The sequence below is a fragment of the Saccharothrix hoggarensis genome (assembly GCF_052936025.1).
Map to the genome: position 1 here is coordinate 5,495,771 of NZ_CP193624.1, position 18,923 is coordinate 5,514,693.

At 72.3% G+C, this 18,923-nt stretch carries 18 protein-coding genes; 9 read left to right on the forward strand and 9 right to left on the reverse strand.

The window, feature by feature from the left end:
* Positions 1-64: 64 nt before the first annotated feature.
* Positions 65-757, forward strand: coding sequence for an aspartate/glutamate racemase family protein (locus tag ACRAKH_RS24680; RefSeq protein ID WP_380722004.1), 693 nt, complete (start codon positions 65-67; stop codon positions 755-757).
* 7 nt (positions 758-764) lie between these two features.
* On the opposite strand, the gene ACRAKH_RS24685 is transcribed toward ACRAKH_RS24680, so the two are convergent.
* Positions 765-1,511, reverse strand: coding sequence for a fibronectin type III domain-containing protein (locus tag ACRAKH_RS24685; RefSeq protein ID WP_380722006.1), 747 nt, complete (start codon positions 1,509-1,511; stop codon positions 765-767).
* A complete protein-coding gene (locus ACRAKH_RS24690) occupies positions 1,508-2,119 on the reverse strand; it encodes a hypothetical protein (protein WP_380722007.1) in 612 nt (203 codons plus the stop codon). Before ACRAKH_RS24690 ends, ACRAKH_RS24685 begins: the two co-directional genes overlap by 4 nt.
* Before the next feature lie 143 nt (positions 2,120-2,262).
* Here ACRAKH_RS24690 and ACRAKH_RS24695 point away from each other — a divergent pair, with 143 nt between their 5' ends.
* Positions 2,263-2,805, forward strand: a complete 543-nt coding sequence (locus ACRAKH_RS24695; RefSeq protein WP_380722009.1) for a hypothetical protein — start codon at positions 2,263-2,265, stop codon at positions 2,803-2,805.
* A gap of 39 nt (positions 2,806-2,844) precedes the next feature.
* Here the strand turns inward: ACRAKH_RS24695 and ACRAKH_RS24700 are convergent, their stop codons facing one another.
* The 3 genes from ACRAKH_RS24700 to ACRAKH_RS24710 form a co-directional block, all read right to left on the reverse strand.
* Positions 2,845-3,264, reverse strand: a complete 420-nt coding sequence (locus ACRAKH_RS24700; RefSeq protein ID WP_380722010.1) for a hypothetical protein — start codon at positions 3,262-3,264, stop codon at positions 2,845-2,847.
* Between the two features lie 126 nt (positions 3,265-3,390).
* On the reverse strand, positions 3,391-4,227 hold the full coding sequence (locus tag ACRAKH_RS24705; protein WP_380722011.1) for a sugar phosphate isomerase/epimerase family protein: 837 nt from the start codon (positions 4,225-4,227) through the stop codon (positions 3,391-3,393).
* A 92-nt stretch (positions 4,228-4,319) separates the two neighbouring features.
* Positions 4,320-8,759, reverse strand: a complete 4,440-nt coding sequence (locus ACRAKH_RS24710; protein WP_380722046.1) for a carbohydrate-binding protein — start codon at positions 8,757-8,759, stop codon at positions 4,320-4,322.
* A 380-nt stretch (positions 8,760-9,139) separates the two neighbouring features.
* Here ACRAKH_RS24710 and ACRAKH_RS24715 point away from each other — a divergent pair, with 380 nt between their 5' ends.
* From ACRAKH_RS24715 to ACRAKH_RS24730, 4 genes are all read left to right on the forward strand, one after another.
* The gene (locus ACRAKH_RS24715) at positions 9,140-9,922 is read left to right on the forward strand and encodes a MerR family transcriptional regulator (protein WP_380722013.1); all 783 of its coding nucleotides are present in this window, start codon (positions 9,140-9,142) and stop codon (positions 9,920-9,922) included.
* Between the two features lie 89 nt (positions 9,923-10,011).
* Positions 10,012-11,127, forward strand: coding sequence for an alpha/beta hydrolase (locus tag ACRAKH_RS24720; protein WP_447009325.1), 1,116 nt, complete (start codon positions 10,012-10,014; stop codon positions 11,125-11,127).
* 98 nt (positions 11,128-11,225) lie between these two features.
* Positions 11,226-11,936: an SDR family NAD(P)-dependent oxidoreductase gene (locus ACRAKH_RS24725; RefSeq protein ID WP_380722017.1), complete on the forward strand. Its 711-nt coding sequence runs from the start codon at positions 11,226-11,228 to the stop codon at positions 11,934-11,936.
* Positions 11,937-11,958: 22 nt separating this feature from the next.
* Positions 11,959-12,591: a DUF4230 domain-containing protein gene (locus ACRAKH_RS24730; RefSeq protein ID WP_380722019.1), complete on the forward strand. Its 633-nt coding sequence runs from the start codon at positions 11,959-11,961 to the stop codon at positions 12,589-12,591.
* 57 nt (positions 12,592-12,648) lie between these two features.
* Here ACRAKH_RS24730 and ACRAKH_RS24735 read toward each other — a convergent pair whose 3' ends face one another.
* Positions 12,649-13,326 carry a TetR/AcrR family transcriptional regulator gene (locus ACRAKH_RS24735; RefSeq protein WP_380722021.1) on the reverse strand — a complete coding sequence of 226 codons (678 nt, stop codon included), beginning with the start codon at positions 13,324-13,326 and terminating at the stop codon, positions 12,649-12,651.
* Positions 13,327-13,452: 126 nt separating this feature from the next.
* Between ACRAKH_RS24735 and ACRAKH_RS24740 the strand changes: the two genes are divergently transcribed.
* Both ACRAKH_RS24740 and ACRAKH_RS24745 read left to right on the forward strand, forming a co-directional pair.
* A complete protein-coding gene (locus ACRAKH_RS24740) occupies positions 13,453-14,115 on the forward strand; it encodes a DUF4386 domain-containing protein (protein ID WP_380722023.1) in 663 nt (220 codons plus the stop codon).
* A complete protein-coding gene (locus ACRAKH_RS24745) occupies positions 14,112-15,014 on the forward strand; it encodes an RluA family pseudouridine synthase (RefSeq protein ID WP_380722025.1) in 903 nt (300 codons plus the stop codon). Before ACRAKH_RS24740 ends, ACRAKH_RS24745 begins: the two co-directional genes overlap by 4 nt.
* A gap of 13 nt (positions 15,015-15,027) precedes the next feature.
* Here the strand turns inward: ACRAKH_RS24745 and ACRAKH_RS24750 are convergent, their stop codons facing one another.
* Both ACRAKH_RS24750 and ACRAKH_RS24755 read right to left on the reverse strand, forming a co-directional pair.
* Positions 15,028-15,615 carry a DUF305 domain-containing protein gene (locus tag ACRAKH_RS24750; protein ID WP_380722027.1) on the reverse strand — a complete coding sequence of 196 codons (588 nt, stop codon included), beginning with the start codon at positions 15,613-15,615 and terminating at the stop codon, positions 15,028-15,030.
* A 94-nt stretch (positions 15,616-15,709) separates the two neighbouring features.
* The gene (locus tag ACRAKH_RS24755; protein WP_380722029.1) at positions 15,710-16,456 is read right to left on the reverse strand and encodes a lytic polysaccharide monooxygenase; all 747 of its coding nucleotides are present in this window, start codon (positions 16,454-16,456) and stop codon (positions 15,710-15,712) included.
* Between the two features lie 325 nt (positions 16,457-16,781).
* Between ACRAKH_RS24755 and ACRAKH_RS24760 the strand changes: the two genes are divergently transcribed.
* On the forward strand, positions 16,782-17,597 hold the full coding sequence (locus ACRAKH_RS24760) for an alpha/beta fold hydrolase (protein ID WP_380722031.1): 816 nt from the start codon (positions 16,782-16,784) through the stop codon (positions 17,595-17,597).
* A 161-nt stretch (positions 17,598-17,758) separates the two neighbouring features.
* Here the strand turns inward: ACRAKH_RS24760 and ACRAKH_RS24765 are convergent, their stop codons facing one another.
* Positions 17,759-18,829 (reverse strand): glycoside hydrolase family 19 protein, encoded by a 1,071-nt coding sequence (locus ACRAKH_RS24765; protein WP_380722033.1) that lies wholly within the window; start codon positions 18,827-18,829, stop codon positions 17,759-17,761.
* Between the last annotated feature and the right edge of the window lie 94 nt (positions 18,830-18,923).

The following is an 18,923-nucleotide window of genomic DNA, read 5'->3' on the forward strand; positions in this document are numbered from 1 at the left end:
GGTCGGGGGCGGCTCGGGGGATTTCGGTGGTGGGGACGTTGTGGGGGCGTTCAGAATCGGGGTCATGCGAACCATTGGCTTGATCGGCGGGATGAGTTGGGAATCGTCCGCCGAGTACTACCGGCTGCTCAACGAGGAGACGCGGCGACGGCTCGGTGGTCACCACTGCGCGCCCAGCGTGCTGGTGACGGTCGACTTCGCCGAGATCGAGGAGTTGCAGCGGACGGGCCGGTGGGAGCGGTCCGGTGAGGTGCTGGCGGACGCGGCACGCAAGCTCGAAGGGGCGGGCGCCGAGCTGATCCTGTTGTGCACCAACACCATGCACAAGGTGGCGGACGCGATCACCGCCGCGGTCGACGTGCCGTTCGTGCACATCGTGGACGCCACGGCGCGGAAGCTGGCCGGTTACCGCACGGTCGGCCTGCTCGGCACCCGGTTCACGATGGAGCAGGACTTCTACCGCGACCGGATGCGGGAGCACGGCGTCGAGCCGGTGGTCCCGGACGAGCCGGATCGCACGCTGGTGCACGACGTGATCTACCAGGAGTTGACCCGGAACCGGGTGGAGCCCGCCTCCCGCGCCGCGTACCGGGACGTGATGGCACGCCTGGTGGACCGCGGCGCGGAGGCGATCATCCTGGGCTGCACCGAGATCACCCTCCTGGTCGACCAGTCGGACAGCACCGTGCCGCTGATCGACTCCACCCGTGTGCACGTCGAGACGGGCGTGGACCTCGCCCTGACCTCCCCGGCCTAGGCGGCGGTCAGCGGCTCTGGTCGTCACCGGTTCTCTGGTGGGCCACGGTGGACGGCGCGCCGTGGTAGTAGGCGCGGACCCGGTAGGCGGCGGTCTTCTCGGTCGGCAGGGTGATCAGGCCGAACGACCGCACGTCGGGGTCGAGTTGCGCGGCCACCGTGAAGTCGGTCGCGCCGGCGGGTCGGACCTCCAGCAGGTAGCCGTCCTCCCCCGCCGCGTGGTCGGTCCACGTGAACAGGATTCCGTTCGCGTGCTTCACCTCGGCGTGGAAGTCGCCTGGAGCGGCGTCGGAGGTAGTGGGATCGGCGGAGGAGGAGGCGCGATCGGCGTCCGGAGAAGCGGGAGGGGCGGAAGGCGGAACGGCGGGGCGCACGGGATGGGTTCCGCTCGGGCCGCTGACCGGTTCCGCCCACGCGTGGTCGTCGGAGTCGGGCACGGCGTCGCCCGGCGGCAGGGTGACGTCCACGGTCGCCGACACGGGGCCGTGGAACGGCCGGACCCGGTAGTAGAACGACGTGTGCGGGATCAGGTCGGGGTGCTCGTGCGTGGTCCGGCCGGGCGGCGCGAACTCCAGCACGGTGTACGGCCCGCCGGGTTCGTGGGCGTACTCGACGACCTGTCCCGCCACGCCCCGCTCCGGCTCCCACGCGAGGGCGACGTCGGTCGGCGAGGTCAACGTGGCGGTGAGCCGGTGGTGCTGCTCCTGGCCACAGGCGGCCAGGAGCAGCACCAGCACCGCGAGCAGACCCCTCACCTGCGCCAGAACCGGATGCCGCTCCACACCACCGTGGCCGGTCCCTGGCCGCTGTTCGTGCGGTAGGCGCCGAACTTGTCGTAGAAGCTGCCGTCGGGACTGGCGTACGTGTGCCGCAACGACCCGTTGATGTACGTCCGGTGCTCGCTGCCCACCGCGTGCACGGTGTTCACCCGCACGGTCGTGCCGACGGTCGCACCGGTGGCGACCGTCGCTCCGCCGTGCACCGCGTACAGCCGTCCGCCGCGTTCCACGGCCACCATGAAGTACGGGCCGGGCGTGGAGTCGTCGAACGTCTGCTTCAGGCTGATCCGGGTCCCGCCGAGGCTCGTGATCCGGAACGAGCCCTCGAACTGGCGGGTGCCGCCGGTGTACGTGGCGTACCGGCGTTCGGCGCGCTGGTCGCCGCTCGCGGTGGCGCAGGTGAGGCGGAAGGTCAAGTCGGTGACGTCGCCGCACCCGCGTTCCTGCACGGTGAACGTGGGCGAGTACGACGTCCAAGGACCGGCTTCGACCTGCGCGTGCGCGACCGGCGACGCCAACGTCAGGCCGCCGGCGAGCACCGCCACGACAGCCACCGAGACCACGGCCCGGAGCGTTCCGGACATGGGTGCCTCCTTCGACTCCCACGCGGGGAGGGTCGAGGCGGTGGCGCAGGTCACTCTAATTGGTCTGGACGACTCGGACAAGGATCACTCCGTCAGGGATCTCCCTGAGGCCGGGACGGCTCCGGTGCGGCAGAGTGGACGGCATGGATCTGACCCCGCGCGCCCTGTTCGGTCTGGCGAGGACCACCGTCGAGACCGCCGTGTCCGTGCCCGGCCGAGTGCTCGACCTGCTGGGCGCGGCCGAGGCCGTGGTCCGCCAGGCCGACGAGCTGGTCACCCGCACCGCACGGGTGCTGGACGAGACGGAGGCGCTGGTCGGCCGGGCCAGGGCGGTCACCGCCGCGGCCGAGGGCGTCACGACGGACGTCGGCCACACCGCCCGCACGTCACGCGAGCTGCTGGACAGCTACGCGCCGCTCGCGCAGAAGGCCCAGCCGCTCGCGCAGCGGTTCGTGGACGAGCTGTCCCCGCACGAGGTCGACGCCGCCGTGCAGCTCGTGGACCAGCTCCCGGTGCTGACCAAGCACCTGATCGACGACGTGCTGCCCATCCTGACGACGCTGGACCGCGTGGGCCCGGACATCCACCAACTGCTGGAGGTCACCAACGACGTCCGGCAGGCGATCCTGGGCATCCCCGGCTTCACGTTCATGCGCCGCCGCGGCGAGGCGAAGGAAGACGAGTAAGCGCCTGCGGGAGGTCCTGACGCCGGACCGCCCCCGGCCCTACGGGTTGAGCTCGTGGCCCGGGGCGCCCGGCGTGGTGTTGCGCTCCTTCATCTCGGACTCGTACACGTGCCGGACGCCGCCGAGCAGCTCCTCCCGCACGGTGCGCTCCCAGTCGCGGAAGCAGCGGTAGTAGTCGTCGTCGTACTCCTCGACGAGCTGGAACGTCCACCGGCCGTGCACCACGTTGCGGCCGACGAGGTGGGCCTCCAGCCGGTCGGCCAGGTCGCCGTGCCCGGCCTCGCGGAGCAGCCGGGCGGCGTCCTGGGCCTTCGCGTCAGCGCTGCCGGTGAGCTGGTGGAACGAGAACAGGTGGCCACGGGCCCGTTCCGTGGTCTCCAACGCCTCGGTCAGCACGCCCACCGCCTCCACGGTCGCGTCGTCCACACCGTCCGGTCGCCTGCCATCCGCCCTGCGCATGCGGTGGTGTTACCCGGAGTGCGGCGTTCTACCCGTCCCCGATCGGCTGAACCGACCCGTCGAGCGGCGCTGCCGGCGGAAGGCGGGTGCGGCACGGTCCGCGTGCCGTGCCGCACCTCGCAGTGGTCAGAACCGCAGGTTCGCCAGGTACTCGTAGCCGATCCGGGCGGTCTCCAACGCGTCGCGCGGCTGGTCGTTCTCGACGATGTACTCGGCGACGTTCGTCCGGCGGAAGATCTCCGCGAAGTCGATCGTGCCGGTGCCGAGGTCGGCGAACGACCCGTCGGCGGCGCGGTCCTTGACGTGGAACTGCCGCACCCTCGGGAAGTGGGCGCGCCACACGTCCACCGGGTCGACGCCGCCGGTCACCGCCCAGTACAGGTCGAGTTCGAGGTGCACGTTGCGGCGCGTGGTGCCCGTCGTGATCACGTCGATCGGCCGCACGCCCTCGACGGTCGCGAACTCGTGCGCGTGGTTGTGGTAGCCGAGGCTCAGGCCCGCCTGCCGCAGCTTGTCGCCGGCCGCCTCCAGCCGCGCGGTGAACGCCCGCCACTCGGCGATCGTCGCGTAGTTCACCCACGGCACCACGACGTACTTGTGGCCGAGCGTGTGCGCGTCGGCGATCACCCGGTCGAGGTCGCCGTCGATGCCGACGTGGCTGGACGACGCCCGCAGCCCGCACCGCCGCAGCACGGCGGCGAACTCGGCCGCGCCGCGACCGTAGGTGCCGGCCAGCTCGACCTTGCGGTAGCCGATGTCGGCCAACGCGGACAGCACCGGCTCGGGGTCGTCGCCCATGATGCCGCGCAGCGTGTACAGCTGGATGCTGATCGATTCCCTCGGCACCCGGCGGTGCCCCTGATCGGATGCGGACGCGGCGGTGGGCAGGGCGACGGCCGCGCCGGCGGCGAGTGCGGTGCCCAGGAACGTGCGGCGGGACGGCATGGGTGGCTCCTCGGTCATCAGGACGATCCGGTCCTCGGGTCGGGCCGGTCTTCGGTTGGGGCCACGGTGGCGGCCGGCGGGACGCGGTGCCCGCCGGCCGCCACCGGGTGTCACAACTGCTTGATCCGGACGTTCCGGAACCACACGTCGTCGCCCCCGCCGTGGTTCTGGAGGCCGATGTGCCCGCGGCTGAGGTCACGCGCCGGGTCGGTGCTGGTGAAATCGTTCACCAGGGCGCCGTTGAGGAACACCCGGATGCGCTGCCCGGTCACGACGACCTCGTACGAGTTCCACTCCCCCGGCGGCTTCAGCACGGCGTCGCGGGCGGCGGTGTTCGCCGACTGGAACGCGTAGACGGAGCCGGTGGTGCGGTCCGGCGCGTCGGTGGCGTCGATCTGCACCTCGTACCCGTTGTTCACGGCCACCCACGGGTCGGCGCCCGGGTCGGGGAACCCGAGGAACACGCCCGAGTTGTCGTCGCCCGCCATCTTCCAGTCGAGCTTGAGGCTGTAGGCGGTGAACTCCTCCTCGAACCACAGCAGCCCGAGCCCTCCCTCGGACCGCAACGTGCAGTCCTCCTCGACGAACCGGCCGGGCCCGGCCTGGCGCCACCCCGTCACGCCCGTGCCGTCGTAGAGGCTGCGGTAGCCCTGCTCCGGCGCGGTGGGCGCGCAGGTGCCGCTGATCGGCTTGTAGCGCAGGTACTTCACGGTGTCGACGTCGTACAACGGCCCTGTGGCGGCGCCCTTGAACACCAGGTACAGGTCACGCACCCCGGTCAACGCCACCGCCTTCGGCGCGAGGTCGACGTAGTTGTCCCAGCCGCCCGTCACGGGCACGGTGAGCGTCTCGTGCACCAGCGGTCCGGTCGGCGAGTCGGCGCGCGCCTCCATCGTGCCGCCGATGCCGCCGGACGACACGCGGTAGCCGATGCCGGCGACCTTGGCCAGGTCGACGTCGGCGTACGACACCCAGTCGCCGTCGTGGACGTCGCCGACCCGCTTGCCGCCCTGCGCGGTCGCGCGGTCGTGGACGACGACGCCCTGCTGCCCGGTCAGGTGTTCCGCCGGGACGTCCACGCCGGCGACGGTGCCGGCGCCGCGGAACGTGATCGTGTCGAGGTCCAGCAGCGCGCCGCCGCCGCCGCGGAACACGAAGTGCAGCCGGTGCGTGCCGCCGGGGTCGGTGATCGGCGCGGGCGCGAGGTCGGCGTACGCGCGCCAGCCGCCCGTCCCGGTGACGCGGGTGCTCAGCAGCAGCGGGCCGGTCGGCGAGTCGAGGCGCGCCTCGATCGTGCCGCCCGCCGTGGCGGAGGCGACGCGGTAGCCGATGCCCGTGACGCCGGCCAGCGAGACGGCGTCGAACGCGATCCAGTCGCCGTCGTGGACGTTGCCGACCTGGCGGCCGCCCTGGGCCTCGGCGGCGTGGATCACCGTGGTGCCGTGCTGCGCGGTGTGCGACTCGGCGGGCGTGGCCCGCGCCGGTTCCCAGCCGAGGCCGGTGGAGAACCGGATGGCGTCGACGTCGAACAGGCTGCCGCTGCCCTTGAACACCAGGAACAGCCGGTGCGTGCCGCCGGGGTCGCTGATCGGCGCCGGCGCGAGGTCGACGTAGTTGTCCCAGCCTCCGGTCGGCGGCACGGCCACCTGCTGCGCCAGCGGGCCGGTCGGCGAGTCGACGCGCACCTCGATCGTGCCGCCGCTGCCGCCGGACGACACGCGGTAGCCGATCGCGGTGACGCCGCCGAGGTGCACCGGGTCGAACGCGATCCAGTCGCCGTTGTCGAGGTAGCCGACGCGCTTGTCGCCCTCGGCCGTGCCCGTCTCCACGACCTGCACGCCCTGCATCGTGGTGAAGAACTCGGCCTGCTTGTCCTTCGGTTGCAGCACCGCCTCGTCCTCGCCGGTCAGCGCGGGCGCGCCGCCGTCGGTGTAGGAGGCGTTGATGACGCCGAAGATGTTGGCGTCCGTGCCGTGCCCGCCGTCGGACGGCGTGGCGATCACGCCCTCGCAGCCGGTGGCGCGGGTCAGCGGGTGGCCGTGGCTGTCGTGGCCGAGGATGTACTCCACGGTCACCTTCGAGCAGTCGACCTGCCCGTCCTCCGGGTCGGTGACGGTCACCTTGAACGGCACCTGGTCGCCGAACGCGAACACGCGGCCGTCGGCGGGGGCGTCCAGCACGACCACGGGTCGCGTGTTGCCCACGTTGACCACGACGCCGGCCGAGCCGACCAGCCCCGTCGGGTCGGTGACGGACAGCTTCGCGGTGAACTGCCCGATGGCCGTGTACGTGTGGGTGACGGGTCCGGCGGTGGTGGAGTCGGTCGTGCCGTCGCCGTCGAAGTCCCACGAGTAGGTCAGCGCGTGGCCGTCCTCGTCGGCCGTGCCCGCCGGGTCGAACCGCACGGTCAGCGGCGCCGGTCCGGACGTCCGGTCGGCGGCCACCTTGGCCACCGGCGTGTGGTTGCCGCGCGTGTGGTCGATGCGGTACACCGCCGAGTCGGGCGCACCGCCGAAGTAGCCGCTGCCGTAGTCCAGCACGTACAGCGAGCCGTCCGGGCCGAATTCGAGGTTCATCGGCCGGGTCAGCTTCATCGAGTCGAAGAACGGCGTGATCGCGCCGCGCTCGCCGTTCGCGCCGACGTCGATGGTCTTGATCCAGCCGCGGTCCCACTCGTAGGCGAACGTCTTGCCGTCGAAGAACTCCGGGAACTTGGTGACGGTCGCGAGGTCCGGGTCGAAGTCGTAGGTGGGGCCGCCCATGGGCGACTCGCCGCCGGAGCCGAACTCGGGCAGGGACCCGCCGTCGTAGGGAATCCACGCGGGCTGCACCGGCGGCAGGTCGACGAGGCCGGTGTTGCGCGGGCTGGTGTTCTTCGGCGCGGCGCAGTCGAACGCGGCGCCCGAGGCCTTGGTGGCGAAGTCGTAGTCGACGTACGGGGTGTTGTCGCCGACGCAGTACGGCCAGCCGTAGTTGCCGGGGCCCTTGACCAGGTTGAACTCGACGGTGCCGCCGGGGCCGCGGGCCGGGTTGGCGGAGCCCGCGTCCGGGCCGTAGTCGCCGAGGTGGAGCCAGCCGGTGGCCTTGTCCACGGCGAACCGGAACGGGTTGCGGAAGCCCATCGCGTAGATCTCGGGCCGGGTCTTGGCGGTGCCGGGCGGGAACAGGTTGCCGTCCGGGACGGTGTACGTGCCGTCGGCCCGCACCTTGATCCGCAGCACCTTGCCGCGCAGGTCGTTGGTGTTGGCGGACGAGCGCTGCGCGTCGAAGCCGGGGTTGCGGTCGGCGCGCTCGTCGATCGGGGTGTAGCCGTCCGAGGCGAACGGGTTGGTGTCGTCGCCGGTGGACAGGTACAGGTTCCCGGCGGCGTCGAAGTCGATCTCGCCGCCGGCGTGGCAGCACAGGCCGCGGTCGGCGGGCACCTGCAGGATGCGCTGCTCGCTGGCGAGGTCCAGCACGCCGTCGGTGGTGAGCGTGAATCGGGACAGCTGGTTGTGGCCGCGGAACGGCGCGAAGTCGGCGTCCGTTCCGGTCTCCGGCGCGTCGCCCGGCGGTGTCGTCAGCGGTGGCGCGTAGTAGAGGTAGAGCCAGCGGTTCCGCGCGAAGTCGGGGTCCGCGGCGACGCCCTGCAGGCCGTCCTCGTCGTGGCTGTAGACGGGGACGCGGCCGGCGAGCGTGGTCGTGGCCTCCGGCGTGGTCAGCCAGACTCGGCCGTCGCGGGAGGTGTGCACGACCTTGCGGTCCGGCAGCACGGCCATCGCGATCGGCTCACCGGTCTTCTCCTCGCCGAGCGCGAGGGTGACCTGGTCGAAGTCGGAGTCGGTGGGCGCGGCGGGGTCCGGCTCGCAGTCCGCCGCGGCGGCGCCGAGCGCGTACCGCAGGCCGCCGAGGAGGTGTTGCCGGAACGCCGGGTCGGCGAAGGACTCCCTGGTGTGGCCCATGCCGGTGTACCAGGACCGGCCCTGGCCGGGGGTGTGGCACCAGGAGATGGGGTGGTCGCCGGACGGGTCGGTGGGCGAGTAGCTGGACTCGTCCAGCTTGGCCAGCACCTTCACGCGGGAGCGCGGGTTGGACTGGTAGCTGTACCACTCGTCGGTGCGGGTCCACGTGGCCGGCAGGTGCGCGGTGGACGGGTGGCCGTGGTCCTCCACCTGGACGTCGGCTTCCTGGATCGCCGGGTGCGACCTGAAGTGCGAGCCGACCAGCTCGCCGTACCAGGGCCAGGAGTGCTCGGTGTCGGCGGCGGCGTGGACGCCGGCGTACCCGCCGCCGTTCTCCACGTACCGCTGGAACGCCTGCTGCTGGGCGTCGTCGAGGACGTCGCCGGTGGTGGACAGCCAGACCACGGCGTCGAAGCGGGCCAGGTTGGCGTCGGTGAAGGCGGCGGCGTCCTCGGTGGCCTCGACGGTGAAGCCGTTCGCCGCGCCGAGGGCGGTGATCGCGGCGATGCCGTCCGGGATGGAGTCGTGCCGGAAGCCCGCGGTCTTGGTGAAGACGAGGAGGCGCTCCCCGTCCTGCGCCGCCGCGGGCGGGGTCGCGACGAGGGTCATCGCGCCGAGGGCGGCGGCGAGGGCGCACGCGGTTCGCCGTCTCCAGGTGCTCGGCGGCGCGGTGGCGTCCTTGGTCCCCGCTGTGGTGACGGACCTGGTCGGGTGAATCCTTCGCTTACCTCGCACCGCTGTCTCCTCGTTCACACGACGCCGTGCTGCGCGGACGGTGGGCCGGTCGGACGCTCTGTGGTCCAGCTCACAGGCTGGCGAGCGCCGCAATTCTGTTCAGAATCGCCCGAAGTTGGCAAGACTTTCGCATGAGTTATACAAAAGTCGTGCACGAATGGCCGAAAGTCGCGGTTACCGCGACCACAGGGCGTCACGACCGCGGGGAAGTCGGAGTTGAACCTCACGCCACGTGAGGTCCTAGGGTCGGTGGCGTGAGCGAAACGGGGGGTGTCGGCGAGCCGCGGTGGAGCGTCGGGGCGCTGGCCAAGGTCGCCGGGATGACGGTCCGCACGCTGCACCACTACGACGAGCTGGGCCTGCTGCGGCCGAGCGAGCGGACCCCGTCGGGCCACCGCCGCTACACCGAGCAGGACCTGCACCGGCTCTACCAGGTCCGGCTGCTGCGGCAGCTCGGCATGTCGCTGGACGAGATCGGGGGCGTGCTGGCCGACGCGTCCGACCCCGGACCGCTCGCGGACGTCCTCGCGGCGCACCTCGGGCAGCTGGACGAGCAGGTGTGGCGGCTCAACGCGCTGCGCCGCCAGACGAGGGGTCTGCTCGCCCAGCTGAACGGTCCGACCCGACCGGATTCGGACCGCCTGCTCGCGCTCCTCGGGTGCACGGGCATCTTCGACCAGCAGCTCACGAAAGAGCAGCGCGATTTCCTCGACGAGCACGCCTTCCACGTCGGACCCGAAGCGCGGGAGCGGTTGGACGAGGAATGGCCCGCGGTGCTCGCGCGGGTGGTCGAGCACTACCGGGCGGACGACCCGGTGGACGATCCCGAGGTGCGCCGGACCGCCCGGCGCCTGGTGGACGTGGGTGAGACGTTCGCCGCCGGCGACCGCGAGATCCTGCGCTCGATGAGCGCGTTCTTCCGGGAGAACGGGCGCGGCGTGCTGCGCGACGTGCTGCCGGACCAGGCGGTGGACGACCTCGGTGACGGTTTCTGGGATTACGTGAGCCGCATGTACGCGGCACTGCCCACCGAATAAATAGAGCACTAAAGGATAAAGGGGGAAATATGTTTCGCAGGACAAGTCTGCCCGCAGCGGCTCTTCTCGTCGCCGCGACCGTCACGGGGGTGGCGACCGGCGTCGCCCGGGCGGACGACGTGACGCTGCGGCTGCCCGCGCCGACCGGCCCGCACCACGTCGGCGTCACCGCGCTGCACCTCGTCGACGAGCACCGCGCCGACCCGTGGCCCGACGAGGCCGGCGCGCCGCGCCACCTGGTGGCCACGGTGCACTACCCCTCCCGCGACGTCCGCGACCGCCCCGTCGCGCCGCACCTGACGCCGGCCGTGGCGGCGGTGCTGCCGCACTTCCACCAGCCGTTGCCGGCGACCGGCGTGGCGTGGGGCGCGACCCTCACCCACTCGCGCACCGACGCGCCGGCGCTGCCCGGACGGCGACCGGTCGTGCTGTACAGCCCGGGGCTGGCCGATCCGCGCGCCCTCGGGACGACCACCGCGGAGGAGCTGGCGAGCCGCGGGTACGTCGTGGTGTCGGTCGACCACCCCGGCGAGACGATGGCGGTCGACGTGCCGGGCCGACCCGCGCCGCGGCTGTTCGCGCTGCCCGGCGACCCCAGCACCGATCCCCGCCTCTACCGGGACGTGATCGCCACGCGCCTCGCGGACACCGACCTCGTCCTCGACCGGCTGGAGCGGTGGGCGGCGGGCGGCAACCCCGACGCCGACGGCCGCGCCCTGCCCGCCGACCTCGGCCGCTCCCTCGACCTGCGGCGCGTCGGCCTGTACGGCCAGGGGCTCGGCGGCACGATCGCGGCCGAGGCGATGCACGAGGACACCGGCCGGCGCGTCGACGCGGCCGCCAACCTGGAGGGCTTCCTCGACTACCACCCCGAGCGGCCCGGCCAGGACGGCGAACTGCTCCCGGTGGCCCGGCACGGCGTCGACCGGCCGTTGCTGCTGCTCGGCACCGAGGGCTTCCAGGACGACCGGTACCGGCGGGCGTGGTCGGCGGTGCTCGCGCACGGGTGCGCCCGGCAGCACGTGATCGCCGACGCCAACCACTGGGCGTTGACCGACCACGCCGCCGTGGTGCCGCAGCTCCACGCGGCCGGGCTGGTGGACGACGCGGGCCGGGACGCGCTGGTCGGGCCGATCGACCCGGCCGTCTCGGTACCGACCGTGCGCCGGCACGTGGTGTCGTTCTTCGACCGCCACTTGCGCTGAGCGCCCCACCCCGACCAGTCCGAAGTGGACGAGCGACGGCGTGGTGACTTGACCTAGTCCGACCCGGCCCGCGCGAGGAGTCCGCCCGGTGGCGGAGGATGGGGACACTCGCAGTGGGAGGCGGCATGGTGGTCGACGCGCCGGTGGCGGTCGTGACGGGCGGAAACCGGGGCATCGGGCGGGAGGTGTGCCGCCAGTTGGCGGAGCGCGGGCACGTCGTGGTGCTGACCGCTCGTGACGCCGCGAAGGCGGCGGCGGAGGCGGACCGGCTGGGCGTCGACCACCACCCGTTGGACGTCACCGACGACGCGTCGGTCGAGGCGCTGGCCGAGTACCTGGCCCAGGAGTACGGGCGGGTGGACGCGCTGGTCAACAACGCCGCCATCCACTACGACTCCTGGCAGCGCGCGTCGTCGGCCGACCTGCGGGTCGTGCGGGAGGCCATGGAGACCAACTTCTACGGCCCGTGGCGGACGGTGTTGGCGCTGCTGCCCCTGCTGCGGGCCGCACGGCACGCGCGGGTGGTCAACGTGTCCAGCGAGGCCGCGTCGCTGGCGTCGATGTCCGGCGGCACACCGGCTTACGGCACGTCGAAGGCGGCGCTCAACGCGTTGACCCTGACGCTGGCGGCCGAACTGCCGGGGATGCGGGTCAACGCGGTGTGCCCGGGGTGGGTCGCCACGGACATGGGTGGCGTCGGCGGGCGGCCGGTGAGGCACGGCGCGGCCGGCGTCGTGTGGGCGGCGACGTTGCCCGCGGACGGCCCCACCGGCGGCTTCTTCCGCGACGGCAAGCGGATTCCCTGGTAGTCGATCCGGGTACCCCGGCGCCATGAGATGGCGCATCGGTGTGGCGGTGGCGGTGCTGATCGCGGTGGCAGGGCTGGTGGCGGCGGTGGTGGTGGTGCCCCGGATCGCCGGGCCGGGCGCCGACACCGTCGACCGGAGCCAGCCGGCGCTGCTGAAGTCGTTGCGGGACCTGAGCCAGTACCACGCGGCGGCCGGCGAGTTCCAGGTCGTCCTCGACATCGAGCGCGACGTCCGGTACGTGCCCGCGGTGCTCGCCGGGCAGCGGACGTTGTTCGTGGCGGCCGGGACGGTGAACGCCTACGTCGACTTCGGCGGGCTGGCCGAGGACGCGTTGAAGGTGTCGCCGACCGCGGCTTCGGGGCCGGACGGTCAGCGGTCGGTGGAACTGGCGCTGCCGAAGGCCGTGCTCGACAAGCCGAACCTCGACCAGGAGCGGTGCTACGTGTTCGCGCAGGAGCGCGGCTTGGTGGACCGGCTGACGTCGTTGGTGGAGACGCCGGACCAGCAGCCGTTCTACGTGGCGGCGGAGCAGAAGATCGCCGACGCGGCCCGCGAGTCGGAGCTGGTACGACGCGCGGACGACAACACGCGCAAGATGCTGACCGGCATGTTCGGCGCGCTCGGCTACCAGGTGGAGTTCACGACCCTCGACTGACCCACTGGCTGACCCACTGGCCGGCTGACTGGCTGACGCCCGGCGGTCGGCCCGTGATCACGTGGCCGGACCGTCGTCGGGCAGCCGCCGCGCGAGGGCGTCGAGGATGACGTCCAGGCCGAACTCGAACTCGTCGCCGAAGTCGTAGCCGGGCCGCAGGACGTGCTCGGTGGCCATCTCCACGAGGTGCGGGTACTCCTCGGGCCGCAGGTGCCGCATGATCTCCGCGGTGACGTCGGCGGCGGTGTCGGGGCCGCCCTGGAACGGCAGCGCCGCCTCCTGCACCGCGAACCCGTAGACGTAGCTGTCGAGCAGCGCGAAGGCGTGGGCCGTCAGGTCGACCGGGAAACCCGCCCGGCGCAACGTGCCGATGGTCGCGTCGTGGTGCCGCAACGTCGCCGGGCCGGGCGCGGCGCGCGACTCCAGGAGCCCGATCGCCCACGGGTGGCGGCGGAGCACGTCACGGGCGGAGCGGGCGCGGCGGCGCATCTCGTGCCGCCAGTCGCCGCCCGGCGTGGGCAGCTCGATCCGGCTGAACACGAGGTCGACGATGCCGTCGAGGATCTCGTCCTTGTTGGCGACGTGGTGGTAGAGCGACATGGGCTTGACGCCCAGCCCGTCGGCCAGCGAGCGCATGGTCAGCGCGCCGACGCCGCGCGCGTCGGCGATGGCGGCGGCGGCGCGGAGGACCCGGTCCCGGCTCAGCGGGACGCGGTCGCCGACCTGCTTGGACATCCGTCTCCCCCTCGAACGCCACGCGGGCGACAGTGCCGGGTGACACCCCCGTACTAAGTACGATACCGTCCGCCTTACTTAGTAAGGCAACGGGCCTCCGTTCGCCTGCGACGGAAGGGCGCGCCCATGTCTTCGAGAGCCACCGGACGGGTCATCGGGACGTTGTTCCTGGCCGCGTTCGTCGTCTACATCGCGGGCAACGCCCTGGTCGGCGCCGAGCCGGGGGCCGACGTGCTGCCCGACGTGGCCGCCCACCCCACGCGGGTCGCGGCGGGCGCGCTGCTGATGCTGGTCAACTCGGTCGTCGTCGCCGCCATCGGCGTGCTCGCGGTGCCCGTGCTCGGCCCGCACGACCGCCTCGCCGCCCACGCCTACCTGGTCGGACGGGCCGTCGAAGCGACGGTGCTGGCCGTCGGGGTCGTCTTCCTGCTCCTGCTGGTGCCGCTCGCCCGAGCCGACGTCGACTCGCCGTGGGGCGCGGTGCTGGTGCGGGGCAACCACTACGCGTACCAGATCGCGATGATGTCGCTCGGCGTCGTGGGCGTGCTGTTCTGCCGGGTCCTGCTGCGGGCTCGTCTCGTGCCGCGGTTCCTGGCGGTGTGGGGCCTGGCCGGTTACGCGGTGTTCCTGGCGGGCGCCGTGCTCGAAGTCCTCGGCCACGGGGTCGGCGTGGCCCTGTCCGTGCCGGGCGGGTTGTTCGAGGTCGCGCTGGGCGTGCTGCTCGTCGCCAGGGGCTTCCCCGAGCGGGCCGTCGCGGAGGTGGACGCGGCGTATGCTGCCGGTCGATGAGGCGCAAGCTCCGGCCGCCGCTCGCCCAGCGCCACGGCCTCGACCCGGCACGGCTGCGGCTGCCCGACGACGGGCCGTGGGCGACCATCCGGGATCACCTGGTCGAGCGGTTGCCCCGGGTGGCGCCCGAGCGGATCGACCTCATGCTCGCCGAGGGCCGCGTCTACGACCTGTCCGGGCCGATCGCGCCCGACGCGGCGTTCACGCCCGGCACGTCCGTGTGGTTCCACCGGGACCTCCCGGCCGAGGTCCCGGTGCCGTTCGACATCGGCGTCGTGCACCGCGACGACGCCCTCGTCGTGGTCGACAAGCCGCACTTCCTGGCCACCATCCCGCGCGGCAGCCACGTCGTGGAGACGGCGCTCGTCCGGCTGCGGCGCGACCTCGGCCTGCCGCAGCTGAGCCCGGCCCACCGGCTGGACCGGGTCACCGCCGGGCTGGTGATGTTCGTCGCCGAACCGGCCCTGCGCGGCAAGTACCAGACGTTGTTCAAGGACCGCCTGGTGCGCAAGGAGTACGAGGCGATCGCGCCGCACGACCCGTCGCTGGCGCTGCCCACGCGTGTGAGCAGCCGGATCGTCAAGGTGAAGGGCGTCATCACGGCGCAGGAGGTGCCGGGCGAGCCGAACGCGGAGACGCTGGTCGAGCTGGTCGAGCACCGCGCCGGGTGGGGCCGGTACCGGCTGACGCCGACGACCGGCCGCACGCACCAGCTCCGCCTGCACATGGCGTCGCTGGGCGTGCCGATCCGGAACGACGACTTCTACCCCGTGCTGCGGGACAAGCCGCTGGACGACTTCACCAACCCGTTGCAGCTGCTGGCGAAGGTGCTCGAGTTCACCGATCCGGTGACGGGCGAGCACCGCCGCTTCACCAGCACCCTCTCGCTGGACCTGTGACGGCGCCGAGCCGTCAGCCGATGTAGCCGAGCATCTGCGAGATCTGCGCGGTGCGCGAGTCGAAGATGCGCGTCGCCAGGTCCTTGGCCTGCGGGTTGATCCCGCCCTCCTTCTCCAGCTTCGCGATCTCCACCGCGTTGTGCTGGTGGCCGATGAGCAGGTTCAGGAAGGCCTTCTCGAACTCGGCCGGACCGGTCGCGGCGAGTTCCGCGATGGCGTCCGGGCTGGTCGAGTGGTCGCCGCCGTGACCGGCGTGCAGCTGGGGATCGTCGCCCGCGACCTCCGGCTTCCCCCAGTCCGCCAGCCACTTCGTCATCGAGTCCACTTCGGACAGCTGGGTGACCTCGATGGCGGCGGCGAGGGTCTTCACCTCGGCGCGCACCTCGCGGTCCTTGGCCAGCCGCACGATCTCCAGGCCGGACCTGTGGTGCGGCACGGCCATCTGCAGGAACATCACGTCCGTCGCGTTGAACTCGTTGGTCTCCACGACGGTCGACACGGGCGGTGGCGCCGTGCCCGGTGCGGCGGCGCCGCAGCCGGTCAGCGCCAGCGCGCCGACCACCAGCGCCGCGAGGGCGCGAAATCCGGTGAGGCGTCGCAAGGTCGTCCTCCTTCGCCGAGCGGCCCGCCCGCGCCGTGACAAGGCCGGCGCGGACGGGCTCTGTCTCATCGGACCTCGGTCGTCGTGACCGGGGTCAGATCCGCTGCCACAGGGCGGCGGTGTTCGGCGGTTCCCAGCCCACGAGGGACGTGTGGGCCTGGATGCAGCGGTAGCCGACGCCGCCGTAGGTCACCTGGGACCCGACCGAGTACGCGACGTTCGGCGCCCACGTGCCGCCCACGGGGGGCTGCGTCGTGCTCGTCGGCGGCTGCGTGGTGCTGGTCGGCGGCGGGGTCGTCGTGCTGGTGGGCGTGCCGCCACCGGTGCCGACCTGCAGGTCGACGCACGAGTAGAACGCCATGGGCGTGTCGGCGATGTTCCAGATGGCCAGCAGCTTGATCCGGCCCGTCCGACCGCCGAGGCTCACGTTGTGCGTCACGGTGGCCGCCGGCTGGCGCCCGCCGTCGTTGAACTCGGCGATCTTGGTGCCGCCGACGAAGTACTCCCACGTGCTCGTGGCGTGCCGGGCGGTGAGCGTCCAGTTGAACGTCACGTTGTTGCCCACCGCGGTGGTGGGCCACGGCCGGCTGTCGTCGTTGAGCTGGGCGAACTGGCTCACCCCGGCGTGGCAGTTGCGCTGGCCCTTCGGGCCCTCCACGCTCTGGGGCTCGTAGACGATGGGTCCGCAGTTGGAGATGCGGCCCTGCGCGCACATCGCCTGCCGGCTGGGCGGCGACGAGATGTAGCCGTGCGCGCTGGCCGTTCCCGCGGAGACCACCACGAGGAACGGTGCGATGCCCACGCCGGCGAGAACCGCCGCGAGCTTGCGTTTCAGGCTCATGTGTCCAGCTCCTTCGGAGGGGACCCGACGTGGGTCCCCCTGGCAGGGTCCATTTCCGCGGCGGCCGGATCACGCGACGTGTGACGGTGAGGCGACAGGATGTCACGCATCGCGATGTGGTCTAGACCATAATCGTCAACGTCAACCGGGTCAAGGCTCTGAACCGGGTGGCCCAGCCGGCCGTGTTCCCTACTGTGGAAGTCTGTGAACGACGGCCCCGACGGTGAGCGGACCCGGCTTGACCGGGGTGGCGCGGCCACCCTCCCGCGACTCAATTGGCCCGATCGGTGGGCACCGCCGCGGAATTGGCTGACACTTGGCGGTCATGGAGGAGCACAAGGTCATCGCGGACGACGGCCGCGTGTTGTGGGCGGCCGAGCTGGGGCGCGGCGAACCGCTGGTCCTGTGCCACGGCGGCCCCGGGCTGTGGGACATGTTCGACGGGCTCGCCGAGCTGCTGGCCGACCGGGTGCGGGTGATCCGCTGGGACCAGCGCGGCTGCGGCCGGTCCGACCACGCGGGACCGTACGCGGTGGCCCGCACGCTGGCCGACCTCGACGCCGTCCGAGTCCACTTCGGACTGTCACGGGTGGCGCTGCTGGGCCACTCGTGGGGCGCGAGCGTGGCGCTGCACTACGCGCTGGAGCACCCGGACCGGGTGTCGTCGCTGGTGTACGTCTCCGGCACCGGCCTCGGGCACGACTGGCGCGACGAGTTCCGCCGCAACCTCGCCGAACGCCTGGCCGAGCGGGGTGAGCGGCTGCCGGAGGGCGGGTCCATCGGGCGGGACGCGGCGGTGCGGCTGTGGACCGCCGACTTCGCCGACCCGTCGACGGCCCGGCAGCGGGCCGAGGAGCTGGCCACGCCCTGGTTCGGCGTGAACGGGGAGGCCCACGCGGCGTTGACCGCCGAGGCCCGGACGTGGGACGAGGAGGAGCTGGTGGCGCGGTGCCGCGAGCTGGCCGTGCCGACGTTGATCGTGGACGGGGCGGCGGACGTGCGGCCCCGGTGGGCGGTGGACTCGCTGGCCGAGGCGCTGCCGGACGTGGCGCGGGTCGTGCTGCCCGGCGCGGGCCACGTGCCGTGGGTCGAGTCGCCGGGATCGTTCGGGTGGGCGGTGCTGGCGCACCTGGCCCGGTGACGTGGGCTGCGGGTGACGTTCTGGGGGTGTCGCGCGCTGCGGGTGACGTGCTCTGCGGGTGAACGTGGGCTGCGGGTGAACGTGGGCTGCGGGTGAACGTGGGCTGCGGGTGACGTGCGAGGGGAGGGACCGCGTGCGGCCCCTCCCCCGTCACCGGTCGGTCAGCAGTACAGGTTGTTGCCCGCGGGCACGCCCAGGATGCCGACGAACCGCTTGTAGGCGTCGACGCGGCTCTGCACCTGCGCCGGGTTGCGGCCGCCGCACTCCAGCGACCCGTTGATGCTGCGGATCGTCTCGCCGAAGCCGTACCCGTTGACCATCGCGTTGTGCGGGGTCATCGTGCCGGGGCCGGACTGGGTGTTCCAGTACCAGAGGGCGGTCTTCCAGGCCACCGACGAGTCGTTCTGCACCAGCCACGGGTTGGTGAGCAGCGGCAGGCCCAGCGCGTCGCCCGCGGCCTTGTAGTTGAAGTTCCAGCTGAGCTGGATGGGACCGCGGCCGTAGTAGGCCGCCTGGCCGGCGGGGCAGCCGTAGGGCTGGCTCGCGTCGCAGTAGTGCGGGTAGTTCGCCTGGTTCTGCTCGACGATGTGGACCAGGCCGCCGGTCTCGTGGTTGGCGTTGGCGAGGAACGCCGCCGCCTCCTGCTTGCGGACGGTGTCCGTGCCGGTCTTGGCGAAACCGGGGTACGCGCTCAGCGCCGCCGTGAGCCCGGCGTACGTGTAGAAGGGGTTGCGGCTGGGGAACATCTGCTGGAACTGCGCCTCGCTCACCACGAAACCGCCCGGCGCGGGCGTGCTGGTCGTGGTGGTCGGAGTCGAGCCGCAGGTGTGCGGGTTCCAGTACCAGGTGCTGACGGTCGGGTCGTAGCCCGGGTTGTCGTGCTCGGCGATGTAGTACTTGCCGTCGGTGAACCGCACGATGTTGCCGGCGGTGTACCACTTGCCCTGCACCCACGCGGGGTAGTCGCAGGACGCGGGCGGCGGCGTGGTGGTGCCGCCGCAGACGCCCTGGTCGGCCCAGACCGCCGCCGAGCCCGGCGTCTCGTTCTGGGTCCACCACTTGGCCTGCCAGTTGTGGCCGGCGTGGGACGCCGTCATGCCGCTGGTGTAGACGGCCGACGAGGTCCACGCCGACGCGCAGGCGGCCGCGGCGGCGGTGTTGGCCACCGCGACGGTCAGGGCCGCCCCGACGACGAAGGCGGCGATCGCCGCCAGAACGCGGAATCTCGACACAAGATCACTCTTTCCGTTCGAGCGCCCTCGGACGTGACGGGGGCCACTCAACCTGAAATGGTCTACACCAGTCAAGGGCGAAGTCGAACTTTCC